The following is a 14880-nucleotide window of genomic DNA, read 5'->3' as shown; positions in this document are numbered from 1 at the left end:
TTTCAATAGGCCATGATGCCGAAATGCTTGGTGCCCGTGATCGGCTTGCCGTCATTCGCCAGCAGAAAGCCCGAGATCACCCGGATCAGCCCCCAGATTGCCAGAAAGGCCCAGATCAGGAAGCCGATCCCCACCACCATCGTCACGAAGGCCAGCACCGCGATCGCCAGGCTGATCCAGAAGGTGCGGATCTGGAAGGTCAGGTGGCTGTCCAGCACCGGATCCTTGCCCCGCGCGACATAGGCATAGACGACGCCCACCAGCGCGGTCAGGGCCACCACATAGCCCACGGCGTAAAGGCCGTAGACGATCTTGGCGGGCATCAGGTCGGGGGCGGCGGTCGGGGTCGGCGAATGGGTCATCTGGTCTACCTCATGCATACAGCTTGCGGGCGCGATCCTCGAAGGCGCGGACGATGCGCGACATCGCCTCGTGGAAGACGACGCCGATCAGCCGTTGCAGAATGGCATTCTTGAATTCGAAATCCACATGGAATTCGACATGGCAGCCCCCTTCGGGGCGATCGGTGAAGGCCCAGCCGCTGCGCATGTAGCGAAACGGGCCGTCCAGATACTCGGTGTCGATCTTCAGGGGTTGCGGGCCGTCCGTGGGCCACAGCACCACGCGGCTGCCGAAGCGCTCGCGGAACACCTTGAAGCTGATGACCAGATCGGCGGTGATCTCCTCCGCGCCGTCGGGACGGGTTTCGCGCGACCGGATACGGGCGGCACTGTTCCAAGGCAGAAATTGCGGATAGCTTTCGACATCGGCGACCAGATCGTACATCTGACGCGCCGTATAGGGCAGATTTCGGTTGTCACGGTGGTTGGGCACGGGCGGGGCTCTTGAGTTTCTGCGCGACGTCTGGTTTCGCTGTCGCGAGGATTTAACAGGCGAGGCGCAAGATGCACAACCTGATGTGGCTGGTTCGAGCCGCAAGATGGGTTCGCAACCCCCCAAGTGCCAAGATGGTGATGATGGTCTTTGGCATCATCGCCGCAGCCCTGGTCATCGCGGGGGTCGAGTGGATGGGCTGGTGGCCCGAATGGGCGACCATGGAGCGCCAGCCACGCTTCCCGCGCTGAGCGTCAGTCCTTGGCGACGGGCTGGGCGCGCGGACGCGGGGCGCCCAGGGCCAAGGTGATGCCGAAGGCCGACATCAGGCCGATGAAGGTCAGGATCAGGGTCATGGTAGCCTCCGCTTGATCTCGGGCGGTCACAGGGTGCCGGCGCCGAAGGTGTCACATTCTCGCATGTCGCCCGAGTCGAACCCGCGCATCAGCCAGTCCTGACGCTGCGCCGCCGTGCCGTGGGTGAAGCTGTCGGGGACCGGCGTGCGGCCCGCATTGGCCTGGATCACGTCATCCCCCACGGCCTCGGCAGCCCGCATCGCCTCGTCCAGATCGCCAACGTCCAGCGTGCCGAAACGTTCCTGCGCGTGGCGGGCCCAGATGCCGGCATAGCAGTCGGCCTGCAACTCGGTGGCCACCGACACGATATTCGCCTCGGCCTCGGGCAGCGATCCGCGCGCCGCATTCACCTCGCCCAGCACGCCGGTCAGGTTCTGGACATGGTGGCCGACCTCGTGCGCGATCACATAGGCGGCAGCGAAGTCGCCGCCCGCGCCCATCCGTTCGGCCATCATGTCGAAGAAATCGGTGTCCAGATAGACCTGCTCGTCGCCCGGGCAGTAGAACGGCCCCATCGCGGACGAAGCGCTGCCGCAGGCCGATTGCACCGCCCCCCGGAACAGCACCAGCGTCGGGTCGCGATAGGCCAGCCCCGCCTGATCCTGCAGGACCGGCTGCCAGATCTCTTCCGTATCGGCCAGCACGACCGAGACGAACTGGCCCCATTCCTCGTCACGCTCGGTCAACTCGACATCGCCCTGCGACTGGCTTGCGCCTTGCACCAGAGGCGACACGTCGATGCCGAAGAAATAGCCCACGGCCAGCACGACCAGCGTGCCGGCGATGCCGATCCCCCCGGCCCGGCCCATGCCGCGCCGGTCCTCGACATTGCTGCTGCCCCGTCGTCCCCGCCATTGCATCCTGAATGTCCCCCGATTGCTGCTGCGCCGAACGCGCCGGTCTGTCCCGGGTTCCGGTCCATCACAGCGGCGCGACAGGAACCGCATCGGGCTTGACGCCGGGGGCCTGCGGGGGGAAGGACGGGGCAAAGCGACGAGGGACCGCAATGCTGCGCAGGCTTTACGACTGGACCATGGGGCTGGCCGGGCACCGCCATGCGGGCACCTCGCTGTTCGCGGTCAGCTTCATCGAAAGCTCGGTCTTTCCGATCCCGCCCGATGTGCTGATGATCCCCATGGTGCTGGCGCAACGCGCGCGGGCTTGGGCGATCGCCTCCATCGCCACGGCGGGGTCGGTGCTGGGCGCGCTCTTGGGCTACTGGATCGGGGCGGTGCTGATGGACACGGTCGGCCAATGGGTGCTGACCGCCTATGGCAAGGAGGCCGCGTTCCAGGACCTCAGCCTGCGCTTTGCCGAATACGGGGGCTGGGCGGTGCTGTTCGCGGCGCTGACGCCCTTTCCCTTCAAGGTCATCACCATCTTTTCGGGCGCGGTGGGGCTGTCCCTGCCGCTGTTCATCGCGACCTCGATCCTGGGGCGCGCGGGGCGGTTCTTCGTCGTCGCGGGCCTGCTGTGGAAATTCGGCGTGCCCATCCGCGACTTCATCGAGCGGCGATTGGGCCTGGTGTTCACCATCTTCATGGCCTGCCTGATCGGCGGGTTCGCGGCAGTGAGGTTCCTGTGACGGGCAGACAGCTTTCCCTTTTCGCCGGGGCCGGGTCGGCCCTTCTGCTGATCGCGGCGCTTGGCTTCCAGGCGGTGGGCTATGCGCCCTGCGAGCTGTGCGTGCTGCAGCGCTGGCCGCATGTCGCGGCGGCCCTGATCGCCGGGCTGGTCTGGTGGACGGGCCGGGTCCGGGTCCTGGCGGTGCTGGGCCTGATCGCGGCGGCCACGGCGGCGGGCGTCGCGCTGTATCACATGGGCGTCGAGATGACCTGGTGGGCCGGGCCCACGCAATGCTCGGGCGGGATCGGCGATCTGGCCCTCATGTCCACGCAGGATCTGATGACGCGGCTGCAATCGGCCCCGGTGGTCAGCTGCACCGAGGTCGCCTGGTCCTTCCTGGGCGTCTCGATGGCGGGCTGGAACGCGATCCTGTCGGCGGGTCTGGCGGGCCTCTGGGCAGTTGCCGCCCGCAAGGGCGCCTGAGGGCCTGAAAAGCGCCGCTTTCGGGGCATCGGCGGCGGGGGTGCGATTGCCCCCCGGCACCGGCTCGGCTATACCGATCCCAACTAGATGTTGAGGAATACCCGTGGCCGACACCCCAGAAGACGATCTGCCCGAAACCCCCGAAGAGAGCGCCCCCACCCGCGTGGTCATGCATCACGACGGCCCGGTGATCGACATCTCGGCCGAGATGCGGACCTCGTATCTGGACTATGCGATGTCGGTGATCGTCAGCCGGGCCATCCCCGACCTGCGCGACGGTCTGAAGCCGGTGCATCGCCGCATCCTCTATGCGATGGACGAAAGCGGGAACACCTCGGACAAGTCCTATCGCAAGTCGGCGCGCTCGGTCGGCGACGTGATGGGCAAGTATCACCCCCATGGCGACAGCGCGATCTATGATGCGCTGGTGCGGATGGCGCAGACGTTTTCCATGTCTCTGCCGCTGCTGGACGGTCAGGGCAACTTCGGCAGCATGGACGGCGATCCGGCCGCGGCCATGCGCTATACCGAAGTCCGCATGGACAAGGCCGCCAATTATTTGCTGATGGACATCGACAAGGACACCGTCGATTTCCAGGACAATTATGACGGCAAGGACCGCGAACCGACCGTCCTGCCCGCCCGCTTCCCCAACATGCTGGTCAACGGCGCGGGCGGCATCGCCGTCGGCATGGCCACCAACATCCCGCCGCACAATCTGGGCGAGGTGATCGACGCCACGCTGGAGCTGATCGCGGACCCCGACCTGCCGACCGAACGCCTGCTGGAGATCATTCCCGGCCCCGACTTCCCGACCGGCGCGACCATCCTGGGCCGGTCCGGGTCGCGCAAGGCCTATCTGGAAGGGCGCGGCAGCGTCATCATCCGCGCGAAAACCCATATCGAGGAACCGCGCAAGGACCGCTTCGCCATCGTCGTGGACGAGATCCCCTATCAGGTGAACAAGTCCACCCTGATCGAGCGGATCGCGGAACTGGCCAAGGAAAAGCGGGTCGAGGGGATCGCCACCGTCCAGGACGAAAGCGACCGCCACGGCGTCCGCGTCGTCGTGGAACTGAAACGCGATGCCACGCCCGAGGTGGTGCTGAACCAGCTGTTCCGCTTCACCTCGCTGCAGACGACCTTCGGCTGCAACATGCTGGCGCTGAACGGCGGCAAGCCCGAGCAGCTGGCGCTGCGCGATTTCCTCACCTATTTCATCAGCTTCCGCGAGGAAGTCGTGGCCCGCCGCACCGCCTATGAACTGCGCCGTGCCCGCGAACGCAGCCATGTGCTGTGCGGTCTGGCCGTCGCGGTCAGCAATGTCGACGAGGTCGTGGCGACCATCCGCAGCAGCGCGGATGCCGCCGAGGCGCGTGAGAAGCTGATGGAACGGCGCTGGCCCGCCCATGACATCGTCGAATATCTGCGCCTGATCGACGACCCGCTGCATCCGGTGAACGAGGACGGCACCTACAACCTGTCCGAGGTGCAGGCCCGCGCCATCCTGGACCTGCGCCTGCAGCGCCTGACCCAGATCGGCGTCAAAGAAGTCACCGACGAGCTGCAAGCGCTGGCCGACAGCATCCGCGACTATCTGGCGATCCTCGCCTCGCGCGACCGGATCATGCAGATCATCTCGGACGAGCTGCGCGAGGTGCGCGAGCTGTTCGCCGTGCCGCGCCGGACGGAGATCGTCGATTGGGCCGGCGACATGATGGACGAGGACCTGATCGAGCGCGAGGATATGGTCGTGACCATCACCTCGGGCGGCTACATCAAGCGCACCGCGCTGGCCGAGTTCCGCTCGCAGCGGCGCGGCGGCAAGGGCCTGTCCAGCATGGCCATGAAGGAAGACGACGTGGTCACCACGCTGTTCGTGGCCAACACCCATACGGAACTGCTGTTCTTCACCACCGACGGCATGGTCTATCGGATGAAGACCTGGCGGCTGCCGCTGGCGGGGCGGACCTCGAAGGGCAAGGCGATGGTCAACATCCTGCCGATCGGCGCAGGGGTCAGCATCGCGGCCCTGCTGCCGATGGATGCGCCCGAGACCGAATGGGACAACTATCAGGTGGTCTTCGCCACCGACGATGGCGACGTGCGCCGCAACGCCCTGTCCGACTTCACCAACATCATGCGCAACGGCAAGATCGCGATGAAGATGCCCGAGGGCGTGACCCTGGTGGGCGTGCGTCTGGCCACCGAATCCGATGACATGATGCTGGTCACCGGCATGGGTCGCGCGATCCGCTTCCCGACGACCGCCATCCGCGTCTTCAAGAGCCGCGATTCCACGGGCGTGCGTGGCATCCGACTGGCCCCGGGCGACAAGGTCGTCAGCATGTCCGTCATCCGCCATTTTGAGGCCGAGCCCTCCGAACGCATGGCCTATCTGAAGATGCGCCGCGCGGTCGCCGGCGCGCTGGATGACGGGGCCGAGGCGGACGAGGATGACGACACCGTCGAGGGCACCGTGACCCAGGAACGCTATATCGAGATGTCGGCGGCCGAGGATCTGATCCTGACCATCTCGGCCAAGGGGTCGGGCAAGATCAGCTCCAGCCACGATTACCCGGTGCGCGGTCGCGGGGGCCAGGGCGTCATGGCCATGGACCGCGCGATGCGGGGCGGGCCGCTGGTCGCCAGCTTCCCCGTCGAGGGCGACGACCAGATCATGCTGGCGACCTCGACCGGGCAGTCGATCCGGGTGCCGGTCGAGGGGATCAGCTTCCGCTCGCGCAGTGCCGGCGGGGTCAAGGTGTTCAACACGGCCACGGGCGAGGTGGTCGTCTCGGTCGCCCGCATCGCGGAACAGGGCGATGCCGAGATCGCCGAGATCGCCGACGATCAGGACTGACACCGACCGACCCGATCCCGCCAGCCGGGGTCGGGTCTTTCTTCAGCGCCGCGGGGACATGCGTGGACCATTCGAACGAGACCGTACTGCGAGAGCGCCTGCAGACCGGGTTCCTGGGGCTGATCGCCTTTTCGCTGCTGATGTTCATGCTGGTACAGGCCAAGTTCATCCTGATCTCGCTGGCCATCGCGATCATCCTGTTCTCGCTGACCTCGGACGCGATCCACGCGATCTCGACCCGGCTGCGGGTGCCGAACTGGCTGGCCACGACGCTGGCGCTGATCGGCATCGCGCTTGGGCTGTTGTGGATCTCGACCACCATCGTGGCGCAGGTGAACGAGGTCGTCTTTCTGGCCATCGCCTATGCCGAACAGGCGCAGGCCGCCCTGCCCACCCTGACCGAACGCCTTGGCCCCGAGGCGCAGGAGCGGATCATGACCGCCCTGACGAACTTCAATATCACCGGCTGGATCCGGTCGCTGGCGGGACAGGCCTCGGGCCTGCTGTCGGGCAGCGTGCTGGTGATCCTGTTCGTGGGCTTCATGTTCGCCGAGCAGGTCTGGTTTCCCGTCAAGATCGAGCGTCTGGCCGAGGATCCCGAACGCGCCTCGCAGATCCGCCGGATCATCGCGTCCATCATGCACCGCGTGAACCGCTATCTGGTCGTCAAGACCGGCGTCAGCGCGGTGACGGCGGTGATCGTCTGGATCATCTTCCGCGTGGCGGGGCTGGAACTGGCCATGGCGGTGGCGCTTCTGACCTTCATCCTGAACTTCATCCCCTCGGTCGGCTCGATCGTCGCGACGGTGATTGCGACGATGCTGGCCTTCGTCCTGACCGGAGACACCACGCTGACGCTGGTCGTGGGGCTGCTGTGCAGCGTCACGCAATTCCTGATCGGCAATATCCTGGACCCGATGCTGCTGGGCCAGACGCTGCGCCTGTCCAGCTTCGGCATCATCCTGTCGCTGGCCTTCTGGGGCGCGATCTGGGGCGTTCCGGGGATGTTCCTGGCGGTGCCGATCATGGTCGCGCTGATGATCATCTGCGCCCATATCCCCTGGCTGCGGGGGCTGGCCGTGATGCTGTCGCGCGAGGGGCTGCCCGACGACGGCAGCAGCGACGAGGACGGGGCGCGCAAGCTGGCCGCATGAGGCTGGCGATGCGGATGTGAAAAGGGGCGCACCCGCAAGTGCGCCCCTTTGCCGTGACGTTCCCAAAGGATCAACGCCCCGAGTCGAAATCCCCGTCATCGGGCAGTTCGCGGGCGGCGACCGAGGTGTCGCGCGGCTCGGGGGCGGGGCGGTCCGCCGCGACGGGACGCGCGATCGCCGGGCGCTCCGGTCCCTGGCGCTGACCCGGCAGGGATTCGGGATTGCGCAGCCAGATGTCGCGCTGCGCGAAGGGGATCTCGATCCCCTCCTCGGCAAAGCGCGCGGCGATGGCGTGCAGCAGGTCCGATGTCACCCCCAGCCCGGTGCCCACATCCGCCAGGATCGCGCGGATCTCGAAATCTAGGGAATCGGCGCCGAAGGCCCGGAACAGGATCGCGGGGGCCGGGTCGATGGCGACCAGCGGGTGATCCTCGGTGATCTCGCGCAGGATCGCCTCGACGCGGCGGGTGTCGGTGCCATAGGCCACGCCCACCGGGATGATGATCCGCCCGACCTTGTTGTGCCGCGTCCAGTTGGTCACCGGCTGGCTGATCAGGTCGCTGTTCGGAACGATCACCTCGGTCTTGTCGAAGGTCTCGACCTGGGTCGAGCGGACCGAGATGCGCTTGACGATGCCCTGCTGCCCGCCCGCGCTGATCCAGTCGCCGACGCTGACCGGGCGCTCGATCAGCAGGATGATGCCGCTGACGAAATTCGACACGATGTTCTGCAACCCGAAGCCGATGCCGACCGACAGCGCACCGGCGACGATGGCCAGCGAGCTGAGGTCGATCCCCGCCGAGGTGATGGCCATCAGCGCCGCCAGCACGATCCCCACATAGCCCAGGCCCGAGACGACGGCATTCTGCCCGCCCGGATCCAGCTTGGTCTTGGGCAGGATCGAGTTGCGCAACGCCCCCTGCGCGCCCCGGGTCAGCATGTAGCCCACCGCGAAGATCACGAGGAAAGTCAGGATCGCGCCCGGCGACAGCGAGATGCCCCCCAGGCTGATGCCCTGCCGGAAGCTCAGCCAGTACTCGCCCAGTTCGTCCGGGGTCGCGCCCCAGATGATCATGAAGACCGGGATCGAGGCCAGCACCAGCGCGAAGCCGGTCAGCAGCGGGGCCAACCCCTCGCGGGCGCCCTCGGCCCCGTGCTGAACCATGTCGAACAGATCCGCGATGAAATCCTGCAGCAGGATCAGCAGACCCACCAGCGCCAGCGAGAAGAGCCAGGGCCAGATGAACAGGTTGCCCAGATTGACGAAGCCCGCCGCGATGGCCAGCACCGCCAGCGGCGCCACGATCCGTGTCAGGCGGCCGGCCCATGCGACGATCCAGTGGCGATAGGACAGGTCCTGCGTGACCGCATCGCGGGTCAGGCGGCGCAGGACGTTCCCAAGCCGGAACATCGCCAGCGCCGTCGCCACCGCCAGGCCCAAGTGCCAGACCCCGGCAGAGGCCTCGCCGAACTGCACCGGCACGCGGCCGACCTGCGCCTCGCCATGTTCATAGAGGCCCGACAGCGGCAGGACCGCGCGCGACAGCAGGTGATGGACCGCCATCATCGCGGCCAGCACGGTGACCATCCGCCCGGCCGAGACGCGGGCCGCCTCGCTCATCTGCAGCGAGGTATAGGCGATGGCCTTGCGCGGAAACAGCGCCCGGGCCAGCCAGATGCCCCCGAAGAGGATCATCGCCGCCAAGGGCAGCGCGCTGAGGAAGGGTGTGGTCCATTCCCCGGCCAGCCCCGTGGCCCGGATGGCGCTGATGCCCAGATAGACCCCGGCCAGCGGAATGGCGATCTGGCCAAGCGAGACAACGAAGGCCAGCACGGCGCGCGAATGCTGCGAGGCGCGGGCCGACAGGCGCGAAGGCAGGTTCACGATCCAGGCGCGACCATAGGTCAGGATCAGCAGCGCCGCGATCAGATAGGCGCCGACCTGCGGCAGGCGCGGACGAAGCTCGGCCCAGGTCTCGGGCGTGGCGTCCTGGCCGGTGATCTCTCCAGCGACCCCCTCGGCCAGTGCCAGGCCGTCCACCGCCGCATCCGCCCAGGAGCTGGGCAACAGCGGCGAGGGCGATTGCTTGGCCAGTTCCAGCGCCTGGCGCTGGCGGATGATCTCGTCGATCTGGCCGATGATGGAATTGGCGCGGCTGGCGGCCTCGGTCGCGGCCAGGCGCGGGGCCTGGGCGGTGGACAGCTGCGAGGTCAGTTCGGACCGTCGCGCGGCGACCTCCTCGTCCTCGCTCTCGCCCTCGGCGGGCGCGGGACCCAGGGACTCGATCTGGTTGCGCAAAGTGGCGATGCGGTCGGCATTGACGTTCTGCCCGGCCTGCAGCCGGTCGCGCCAGTCGACGATGCGCGCGCGGGTGCGGGCCAGTTCCTCGTCGGTGGCCTGGGGATTGGCGCTGAGGGACTCGGCCCGCTCGGCGACCTCTTCCCAGGTCTGGTAATTCACGGTGCCGGCCTGCTGGGCCATGACCGGAGCGGCGGTCAGGACCAGCAGCGCCGTCAGAAAAACAGCAATCAGATGTCGCATGAACTCTTTCAGTCTTCGTAAACCTGCGGCAGATCCAGTGCGGGACGGGTCAGCCAGTCGGGAACGGGCAGGCCCTTGGCCTGCAGGAACTCGGGATTGAACAATTTGGTCTGATAACGCGTGCCGTAGTCGCACAGGATGGTGACGATGGTGTGTCCGGGGCCCATCTCGCGCGCCATGCGGATGGCGCCGGCGACGTTGACGCCCGACGACCCGCCCAGGCAAAGCCCCTCGTCGCGCAAGAGGTCGAAGACGATGGGCAGCGCCTCGGCATCCGGGATGCGCCAGCTGTAATCGGGGGTGAAGCCTTCCAGGTTCGCGGTGATGCGCCCCTGGCCGATGCCCTCGGTGATCGAGCTGCCGGGGCTGTCGAACTCGCCGGTCGTGTAGAAGGAATGCAGCGCCGCGCCCTCGGGATCGGCCAAGCCGATCTTGACGCCCCGGGGCTGCAGCGCATCGGCCACCCCCGCCAGCGTGCCGCCGGTGCCGACCGCGCAGACGAAGCCGTTCACGCGCCCCTCGGTCTGGTCCCAGATCTCGGGGCCGGTCGTCTCGATATGGGCGCGGCGGTTGGCGATGTTGTCGAACTGGTTGGCCCAGATGGCGCCATTGGGCTCGGTCTTGGCCAGCGCCTCGGCCAGACGGCCCGAATAGCGCACATAGTTGTTGGGGTTCTTGTAGGGCGCCGCCGGCACCTCGACCAGGGTCGCGCCGGCCAGCCGCAGCATGTCCTTCTTTTCCTGGCTCTGCGTCTCGGGGATCACGATTACCGACTTGAAGCCCATCGAGGCGCCGACCAGCGCCAGGCCGATGCCGGTATTGCCCGCCGTGCCCTCGACGATGGTGCCGCCTGGGCGCAGCACGCCGCGCGCCACCGCATCCTTGACGATGTACAGCGCCGCGCGGTCCTTGACCGACTGGCCGGGATTCATGAATTCGGCCTTGCCGAGGATCTCGCAGCCGGTCTCGTCGCTGGCGCGGTTCAGGCGGATCAGCGGGGTATTTCCGATCGCGTCGGCCAGATCAGTGTAGATTCGCATGGCGATCGACCTTCTCTCCAAAGGGAAGCATGATGCCGGATATCTACACGGGCAGCGCTTGGGGGGGCAACCCCGCCGCCGGTGCGTCCGGTCCGGGGCAACGGCGCTATGCCGAGGCCGGTTCCCCCCGCAGCCGGTCCGCCCGCGCATCCAGCCACAGCGACAGCAGCGCAAGCGGCCCATTGGTGATCTGGCCCGCATCGACCAGCGCAGACAGCGCCGCGCGGTCCATCAGATGGCCCCGGATATCCTCGGCCTCGCCCTCCAGCCCGTGGATCCCCGCGATCCCGTCGGGCAGATCGGCAATGCCGACATATTGATAGAGGAATTCGCAGACCGCGCCCGGGCTGGGATAGCTGTGAAGGGCCGGAACGAGGCGCGTCACCTGCAGCCCGGCCTCTTCGCGGGCCTCGCGCAGGATGGCGGCCTCGGGCGTCTCGCCGGCATCCACGCGGCCCGCGATCGGCTCCAGCAGCCAGGGCTGGGGATCGCCGCGGAGCGCAGGGGCAAAGCGGAACTGCTCGATCACCAGCACCCGGTCGCGGACCGGATCCCAAGGCAGCAGCACGGCGGCATCGCCCATCAGGAAGGCCTCGCGCGTCATGGGCGCGCTGGTCCCGCCCTGATGCAGCGCATGGGTCAGGTCGTTCCGGGCAACGCCGAAATAGCCCAGGAAGGGCTGGTGGCGCGCCAGGGCGGTGACGGCCCCCGCGCCCCGCGGCGCCACCACTCCCTGCCCCGAGGGCGCCATGGCCTGCGCCCGCAGCCGGCTGGCCGCCCAGATGCCGGTCATCGGCAACCGCCAGGCCAGCAGATCAGGGTCGGTGGACGGATCGGCGTCCAGGATCTGCCGGGCGATCTCGGCCGCCAGCGCATCGCGGAGGGCTTCCGGCAGTGCATCGCCCTGCCCGCCCGCGCCGATCCCCAACACTGCATGGCCCTGCACCGCGTGCGGCTGCAGCCCCATCACCTTGGCATAGCGGGTCAGGGCGGGGCTGTCCTCGACCGCCATGCCAAGCAGCGGATCGTCGCTTTGGACAAGCTCCGGCCAGCCGTCGCGGTCGATCCCGGCACGGCCGCCCCGCTCCAGCCGCCCCCTCAACTGCACCGGCGGCCCCGACAGATCCAGCGCCGCCCGCAGGCCGGGCTGCGCCAGCGCGCCCACCAGAACGATCACAACTGCCGCCCCTGCAGCCGCAGCGCCGCCGCCAGCCCCATCTCGTAGGAGGTCCGCACGAAGACCCCGTCGAAGCCCGCGAAGACGATGCCCGCCAGCGCCTGACCCTCGGTCGAGGCGGCCCAAGCGCCGTATTCGGCCAGCTCGGCATCGCTCAGCGGCGCATAGGCCAGCATCAGGAAGCCCTGCAGCCAGGCCGTCGCCTCGGCCTCGATCTGATCGCGCTGCGCCCAGGCCTCCTGCAGCATCTGCTGCGGGTCGGGGGCCATGTCGAACCCCTCGCCCTCGGCAAAGCCGCGCGCGAAGGCCAGCGCGGCGTTCATCCCCCCTGCCACATTGGGCGCGATCAGGTCGGCCCGGTCGATGATCTCGCTGATCGCCACCGCGCGCGGCTGGCCTTGGTCCAGCGCATCGGCGAAGGACTGGCGGGCCAGCGGCTCGACCCCCTCCTCCAGCATGGCGCGGCGGGCCGAGATCTCCAGCCCGATGATCCGCTGCCCCAGATCCGAGGCATGAAAGCCAAGCGCGCGCTCCAGCAGCGCCGGATCGGCGCGGTCCAGGGCGTCGCTCATGCCGTCGCGAAAGAGCCCCTCCATCCGGTCGGGATCGTGGATGCGGCCGATGGTCCCGGCCCAGTCCGGGCCCTGCCCCGCGATCAGCCCCTCGGCCTGCATCCGCGCGGCTTCCCCCACCGCCTCGGCCTGCAGCACGGGCATCAGCCGGTCCATCCCCAGCACCTGCCACACCTGGTCCTGCCGGTCGGCCTGCGGGGCCTGCACCGGGTGGATCGTCGCGGGCGTCCAGGCGGCCCCCACCGGGGACGGACCCGAGACGGCCAGCGCCGCCATCACTCCCAGAAGACTCAGCATGTCCCGCCCTTTCGCGAAAATCTTAACCTTGGCGGATTTTTCGGCCAAACCCCCTTGCGCTTCAACCCCCACCCCTCTAATTCCGCCACACCACACCACCAAAAGCGCGGAGAGGTGCCGGAGTGGTCGAACGGGGCGGTCTCGAAAACCGTTGAGCCTGCAAGGGCTCCGTGGGTTCGAATCCCACCCTCTCCGCCAATATTCCCTGTAGATGCAGCCCTAAGTGTCCGCTCCCGGATGATTACATAGACCCTCGCCGGACCGCGTTCTTCGTGGCAAGATCGATCCTGGGCGAGTTTCGGGATGGGAGGCGAGGATGCTGATCTCTCTTCACAACCAAGCAGCGACGACACCGAAGATCCGGGCCGCGATCCAGGCGAGCACGGAACCGGCTTGGAGGGTGGCGGAGCGCTATGGCATCTCGGAGCAGACGGTCTGGAAGTGGCGGAGCCGGGACAGCGTCAATGATCGCAGCCACACGCCCCACAGGCTTCAGTCGACGCTCACGCCGGCACAGGAAGCTGTGGCAGTGGCACTGCGCAAGTCGCTGCTGCTGCCGCTGGATGACCTGCTGTCAGTGGTGCGGGAGTTCCTGCACCCTCATGTCTCGCGTTCCGGGCTGGACCGCTGCCTGCGCCGGCATGGCGTGGGCAACTTGCGCGCGCTGAAGCCTGCCTTGCCGCGGCCTGCGCACGGGGTCTTCAAGACCCATAAGCCGGGCTATGTGCATGTTGACGTGAAATACTTGTCGCAGATGGCCGACGAGAGCCGCCGCCGGTATCTGTTCGTCGCCATCGACCGCGCCACGCGATGGGTCTTCGTGCGGATCTACACCGCGAAAACCGCGGCCAATGCCCGCCGCTTCTTGCGCGATCTGGAACGCGCCGCGCCGATGACGATTACCCGTGTGCTCACCGACAACGTCCTAGTTCGGGAATAAATCGCCACTCAGGGCGTCAGATCACGGGGCATCCGAGCGACCGGATGCTCTGAAGCATGTTTGCCCAAGCGGGCTCCGCCGTCAAGAAGTGGTCTCTTCCATAGCAAATACAGGGTCGGTCTGGTTGCCGCCCTCACCGTCCTTAAGACGAGATCCTAAATCCCAAGCGGATGGAGGAGGATCAGGATACAGTCCGGGGGACTGTATCCCCGACGACACCGAACATTATCTACGAGGTCGCATCATGCGCCTCCACGGCCCTTTGAGAGAGAGGTCCTTCCGCTCGGGCTCGCCCCCTCGAAGAAGGGGCGATAGGGTTCGCCGGATTTGATCACGGCGTGAATGGTGCGTGCCATTTTTGCGGCGATGGCGGTGTATGCCTTGCGGCGTAGATCTGGGTTGTGGCGGTCCTGCGAGATGTAGCGTTCGAATTTGTCCCGAAAGCTGTTGGTCTTCTTCAGAACCGCTGTCTGACCCGCCAGCCATAACGTGCGTCGGAGACGGGCATTGCCATACTTCGATATCTTGCTCCGACCGCGGAACATGCCGGACTAGACGGTGGCCAAATCCATGCCGCAGAACTTCAGAAACTGACGGTGATGGTGGAACCGGCGCACGTCACCCGTCTCGGCCAAGATCGTCAGAGCGTTGATCGGCCCGATGCCGGGAATGGTGCGCAGCAGTTCATAGTCAGGGCGCTCGGCCAGCAATTCGACCGCCCGATCTTCGATGGCATTGCGTTGGCGGATCAGGTTTCGCCCTTCGGCCAGCATCATGCGGAACATTCGGATGGCGTCTGAATCCGGCGATACGGGCAGCCCGGTAGACACCTTTGCCGTCTCGTAAATATCTGACAACAGGAGAGACTTTTCGACCTTGCGCGCGACCACCTCCCAAGCAGCCTTGGTGAATTCCTCCTTGGTCATGGTGCTGATCATGTGCGGAGAGGGGAACATCTCGAGGAACGCCAGAAACCAATCCGTCCGCGAACTGCGGTGGAAACGGTCAGCTTCCGGAAAATAGAGCGGCAGGTAATGGGTCAGGATGCGATGCCAC

The 14880-nt window shown here is 67.0% G+C and carries 11 protein-coding genes, 1 tRNA gene and 2 pseudogenes; 6 read left to right on the top strand and 8 right to left on the bottom strand.

Annotation, left to right across the window (positions count from 1 at the left end):
* Positions 1–2: 2 nt before the first annotated feature.
* From FA743_RS00075 to ypfJ, 3 genes are all read right to left on the bottom strand, one after another.
* Positions 3–362 carry a DUF4870 family protein gene (locus FA743_RS00075; RefSeq protein ID WP_136883858.1) on the bottom strand — a complete coding sequence of 120 codons (360 nt, stop codon included), beginning with the start codon at positions 360–362 and terminating at the stop codon, positions 3–5.
* Between the two features lie 10 nt (positions 363–372).
* Positions 373–834, bottom strand: a complete 462-nt coding sequence (locus FA743_RS00070; protein WP_136883857.1) for a type II toxin-antitoxin system RatA family toxin — start codon at positions 832–834, stop codon at positions 373–375.
* A gap of 382 nt (positions 835–1216) precedes the next feature.
* Positions 1217–2050 carry a KPN_02809 family neutral zinc metallopeptidase gene (gene ypfJ / locus FA743_RS00060; RefSeq protein WP_136883855.1) on the bottom strand — a complete coding sequence of 278 codons (834 nt, stop codon included), beginning with the start codon at positions 2048–2050 and terminating at the stop codon, positions 1217–1219.
* A gap of 146 nt (positions 2051–2196) precedes the next feature.
* On the opposite strand from ypfJ, the gene FA743_RS00055 reads away from it, so the two are divergent.
* The 4 genes from FA743_RS00055 (at position 2197) to FA743_RS00040 (ending at position 7256) form a co-directional block, all read left to right on the top strand.
* Positions 2197–2775 (top strand): YqaA family protein, encoded by a 579-nt coding sequence (locus FA743_RS00055; RefSeq protein ID WP_136883854.1) that lies wholly within the window; start codon positions 2197–2199, stop codon positions 2773–2775.
* A complete protein-coding gene (locus tag FA743_RS00050; protein ID WP_136883853.1) occupies positions 2772–3239 on the top strand; it encodes a disulfide bond formation protein B in 468 nt (155 codons plus the stop codon). The genes FA743_RS00055 and FA743_RS00050 overlap by 4 nt, the downstream gene beginning before the upstream one ends.
* A gap of 103 nt (positions 3240–3342) precedes the next feature.
* Entirely contained in the window at positions 3343–6102 is a 2760-nt protein-coding gene (gene gyrA / locus FA743_RS00045; RefSeq protein WP_136883852.1) for a DNA gyrase subunit A, read from the top strand.
* Positions 6103–6164: 62 nt separating this feature from the next.
* Entirely contained in the window at positions 6165–7256 is a 1092-nt protein-coding gene (locus tag FA743_RS00040; protein ID WP_246054752.1) for an AI-2E family transporter, read from the top strand.
* 70 nt (positions 7257–7326) lie between these two features.
* Here the strand turns inward: FA743_RS00040 and FA743_RS00035 are convergent, their stop codons facing one another.
* From FA743_RS00035 to FA743_RS00020, 4 genes are all read right to left on the bottom strand, one after another.
* A complete protein-coding gene (locus FA743_RS00035; RefSeq protein ID WP_136883851.1) occupies positions 7327–9798 on the bottom strand; it encodes a DUF3772 domain-containing protein in 2472 nt (823 codons plus the stop codon).
* Between the two features lie 8 nt (positions 9799–9806).
* The gene (locus FA743_RS00030; protein ID WP_136883850.1) at positions 9807–10838 is read right to left on the bottom strand and encodes a cysteine synthase A; all 1032 of its coding nucleotides are present in this window, start codon (positions 10836–10838) and stop codon (positions 9807–9809) included.
* A gap of 106 nt (positions 10839–10944) precedes the next feature.
* Positions 10945–12015 (bottom strand): NUDIX domain-containing protein, encoded by a 1071-nt coding sequence (locus tag FA743_RS00025; RefSeq protein ID WP_136883849.1) that lies wholly within the window; start codon positions 12013–12015, stop codon positions 10945–10947.
* Positions 12012–12884 carry a DUF2059 domain-containing protein gene (locus tag FA743_RS00020; RefSeq protein WP_136883848.1) on the bottom strand — a complete coding sequence of 291 codons (873 nt, stop codon included), beginning with the start codon at positions 12882–12884 and terminating at the stop codon, positions 12012–12014. Before FA743_RS00020 ends, FA743_RS00025 begins: the two co-directional genes overlap by 4 nt.
* 108 nt (positions 12885–12992) lie before the next feature.
* On the opposite strand from FA743_RS00020, the gene FA743_RS00015 reads away from it, so the two are divergent.
* Positions 12993–13082 (top strand) — tRNA-Ser (locus tag FA743_RS00015).
* 118 nt (positions 13083–13200) lie between these two features.
* A pseudogene (locus FA743_RS00010) lies at positions 13201–13806 on the top strand (transposase family protein); the annotation flags it as partial.
* A 260-nt stretch (positions 13807–14066) separates the two neighbouring features.
* Here FA743_RS00010 and FA743_RS00005 read toward each other — a convergent pair.
* Positions 14067–14880, bottom strand: a pseudogene (locus FA743_RS00005) (transposase); the annotation flags it as partial.

Origin of the sequence: Paracoccus gahaiensis, assembly GCF_005048225.1 — a bacterium.
GTDB lineage: Bacteria > Pseudomonadota > Alphaproteobacteria > Rhodobacterales > Rhodobacteraceae > Paracoccus > Paracoccus gahaiensis.
Note: the sequence above shows the minus strand (reverse complement) of the source record. Positions and strands in the feature narration are given on the sequence as shown.

Excerpts from the sequence above, each read along its gene's own strand:
- FA743_RS00075 (WP_136883858.1), bottom strand. The coding sequence starts at position 362 with ATGACCCATTCGCCGACCCCGACCGCCGCCCCCGACCTGATGCCCGCC.
- ypfJ (WP_136883855.1), bottom strand. The coding sequence starts at position 2,050 with ATGCAATGGCGGGGACGACGGGGCAGCAGCAATGTCGAGGACCGGCGC.
- FA743_RS00055 (WP_136883854.1), top strand. The coding sequence starts at position 2,197 with ATGCTGCGCAGGCTTTACGACTGGACCATGGGGCTGGCCGGGCACCGC.
- FA743_RS00035 (WP_136883851.1), bottom strand. The coding sequence starts at position 9,798 with ATGCGACATCTGATTGCTGTTTTTCTGACGGCGCTGCTGGTCCTGACC.
- FA743_RS00030 (WP_136883850.1), bottom strand. The coding sequence starts at position 10,838 with ATGCGAATCTACACTGATCTGGCCGACGCGATCGGAAATACCCCGCTG.
- FA743_RS00020 (WP_136883848.1), bottom strand. The coding sequence starts at position 12,884 with ATGCTGAGTCTTCTGGGAGTGATGGCGGCGCTGGCCGTCTCGGGTCCG.